This is a genomic window from Companilactobacillus sp. FL22-3 (assembly GCF_054881455.1).
The window spans coordinates 1-3,093 of record NZ_JBTYYZ010000021.1 but is presented as its reverse complement, the minus strand read 5'-3'; the positions used below and the strand labels follow the sequence as shown (position 1 = coordinate 3,093).

At 38.4% G+C, this 3,093-nt stretch carries 3 protein-coding genes; 1 reads left to right on the top strand and 2 read right to left on the bottom strand.

Going from position 1 to position 3,093, the window contains the following annotated elements:
- Positions 1-632: 632 nt before the first annotated feature.
- On the bottom strand, positions 633-1,718 hold the full coding sequence (gene mobV, locus ACYT32_RS12260) for a MobV family relaxase (protein ID WP_395266456.1): 1,086 nt from the start codon (positions 1,716-1,718) through the stop codon (positions 633-635).
- Positions 1,719-1,883: 165 nt separating this feature from the next.
- Between mobV and ACYT32_RS12255 the strand changes: the two genes are divergently transcribed.
- Positions 1,884-2,111 carry a hypothetical protein gene (locus ACYT32_RS12255; protein ID WP_395266454.1) on the top strand — a complete coding sequence of 76 codons (228 nt, stop codon included), beginning with the start codon at positions 1,884-1,886 and terminating at the stop codon, positions 2,109-2,111.
- A 13-nt stretch (positions 2,112-2,124) separates the two neighbouring features.
- Here the strand turns inward: ACYT32_RS12255 and ACYT32_RS12250 are convergent.
- Positions 2,125-3,093 (bottom strand): protein rep (locus ACYT32_RS12250; protein ID WP_395266453.1); only part of this gene is annotated, 969 nt, incomplete at its 5' end.

Genomic DNA, 3,093 nt, shown 5'->3' with positions numbered 1-3,093 from the left:
ACTAAAAAGCTCCTCTCATCCAACCACGTGAGAAGAGCTAATCTTTTATGTATTTACTAAAACTAAGGGCTTGACGCTTACTAACTCAAGCTTTAAACTATGTCTAGTAAATACGAATATTCAAGATTAACTCACGTGTTCCGGGTCGCCAAACTAGGAATTCTCACGTGGGTTTTTTCTTTATTCATTTTATAAACTCATAATACGCCTAAGCCCAGTCGTGTCAAGGGTTTATCCCAGTTTTTTAAAATGACGTTGTTTCTAATAGTATCAAGATAAGAAGAAACTGGTCAAAATCGACCAGTTTCTAAGCCCTCGGGCGCTGACGCCCCGAACCCAGTCCAAGCTGCGCCAGCTTGACCCCATAAATGAGCGGGTGCTCCCGCTCAAACTCACCCCGCACTCGCCGTGGGGCAGGCAAAAAAAGCAGGTGTGCTTTTCTTTGCATGCGCAAAAGTGTTTTATCCGCTAGTCTATCAACTCCTTAAAGCCTCCTAGGGCGTCTAATAGCCCAGCGGGCTATAAAACGCCCTACGTCGATTTACCGTTGACACACACAAAGTTAACTACGTTCAATCTAGTGAGATGTTAAATTAAGCTCTTAAACGCCATTTTAAGCCCATATAAGTGTTTTAAAGATGTGGACCGCCTAATTCATCAGATTTATGTCTGTCGAGTTCCTGTGAGCTTTCAGGGGCTTTTTTAGACGGTTCTTTTAGTCCTGCACGCTCTAGCCACTTTTCAGGTAAATTAATACCTAGTTTTTTGTGTAGAAACTCATCAACATTTCGTATAATGCCTTGAAGCGTTCCTACTAGTTTTTGCAATCTCTCATTTTCTTTTCTCAGTTCATAGTTGCGGCCCTTGGCTTCACTCAAATCATTACGCAAACTATGATTTTCTACTTCCAGATGAATTTTTTCAAAGTTATAAGCGTCGCTAGTCACCGCCCTTTGTTCCAAATCAGCGAGATCATATTTATCAACCGTGACTTTATTTTTATTCATCAAGGTGGGTTTACTAGCAATTTTCTTGGTATCCCGTGGTTTGATTTCATCAAGCTGTTTTTTAGTATCTGCAAGTTTTGCTTGTGTCTCTTGTTTTTCGGTCTCTATTTTTTTCAATTCTTCCCGCATAGCTTTGTATTCGGGTACTGATAAATTCTTACGCTCTTTATTTTTGTTACCACGTTGAACATCAAAGCCATTTTCTTTGAGGTACTGTGGTAATTCCTCTTGAATGTGCTGTAAGGCTTCACGATTGAATATACGCTTAGCTGAGAGCTTTTTATCATCATCAAAGGGCACAATGCCCATATGCATGTGAGGGGTCTTCTCGTCCATATGAACAACTGCATAGCGAATATTTTCGTCACCATAGTTATCTGCAAAATATTGTTTGGCTGTTTCAAAATATTTACGGGTTTCGGCTTCGTCTAATTGCTCAAAAAAATCTTTGTCACTGGTTATAATCCACTCATTGACTAAAACAGCGTCTTTGCGAACTGCCCGCTTACTCGCTTTGTTTTCGTTGATATAGGCTTCAATATCCGTTTTAAAGTTATCAGTGCGCCCAGCCACTAAATCATAATTCAGGTGAGAGCGGGAAACATCAATATCTTCGTTGCTGTGATTAGTCGTTTTCCGTTGGTCATGATTGCCAATGCCGACTAAATTATCAGCTTTTAATTTCGTCATTCTAGCCACTGCAAAACTCATTGTATGCACCTCATTTCGGAGTTATCTTCCAAGTAAAGTATAACCCACTATACTTTACTTCGTAAAGTTTGGGCTCTGCGAGGCCGTTTTTGCTGTTGGCAAGAAAGGCCAAAGCAAAGAAGAGTATAATAAACATAATCATAAAAATAAAAGAGGCTGATTTTAATGAAATCAAGCGAAAAACTTATAGAGAAAGGAAGAAAGACAATAAAACAAATAGACTATTCAGAAACGTCAGCAACGAAAATAGACATAGTAGAGCTATATAGTCCAGAAAATAAATTATATTATCTAGTAATCCAAACATTTAATGGAAACCCTAAAAAAGCAGAATGGGTACTCCAGCGGCAAACCAACGCAATAAAAACAACAAGCCAAAAAATAATCTTATAAAAATTATTTCATGCTATAAATCATTTAACATAAAATAATTTTTGCGCTGATAATCCCACTTAGCAACAATCTCACGTACCACTTGATCAACCTTTTGATCATCACTATCCGTATTAATCAAATCGCCATTTTCAACATCTTCTAATTGCAACTGCTTGCGAATTTCTTTCAGCAAACCGCCATAGCTAATTTGGCGGGAACCAGCCAAAGCTTGTTCCAAATCATCAATTACTTGTAGATCTTGTTCTTGATTATTAGTTAAAATATCTTTGGACTTCACCTGATATTTAGCCGTTTCTTGGGCACTAGCCAGTAAGGAATTTTTCTGGCGTTTCACATTCGGTTTAACCGCTTCAACATTCACAACCGGCACATAAGCTAATTTCATCGCTCGTTGCCAATATTTAGTCCATTCTGCTTGTGAAATATAATTATCAGTTCCTGTAAAATAACTCGATTTCATAAAAAGCAAAACATGCATATGGTGGTGATACATTGGATGATCTGCTTCGTGATTGATGGTAACCTCAGTTGAACGTACATAACCCAACAAATTTTTAGCCACTTTTTTATACTGAAAGATCTTTGCAACAGCTCGTCCCATTTGACGTAACTCACTCTTCAATTGATCACCAGTTGTATTCTCAACAGTTAACGTTAAAAATAAGAACCGGCCCGTCTTTCGTTGTTTAACAGCTTCTGTCAAAATCTGTGTTAACTGATTGGATTGCTTCATTGCCCGCCGCCAATTACATAACGGACACAAACGGGAATGGCAAAACCAAGTCTGAGCCAATTTTTTGTGACCATTTTTATCTTCCACAAAACGTAATACTTCACCACACTCTTTAACCCGATGGGCTTTCTTGTAGTGCAACATTTGTAAATATTCACCATACTGTAAATTCTCTAACTTATGTTCTCGCCATGGTCGTACTTTTCCCGACTGCGATCGATCAACTAAAACTTTTCTATCAGTCAA

Excerpts from the sequence above, each read along its gene's own strand:
- mobV (WP_395266456.1), bottom strand. The coding sequence starts at position 1,718 with ATGAGTTTTGCAGTGGCTAGAATGACGAAATTAAAAGCTGATAATTTA.
- ACYT32_RS12255 (WP_395266454.1), top strand. The coding sequence starts at position 1,884 with ATGAAATCAAGCGAAAAACTTATAGAGAAAGGAAGAAAGACAATAAAA.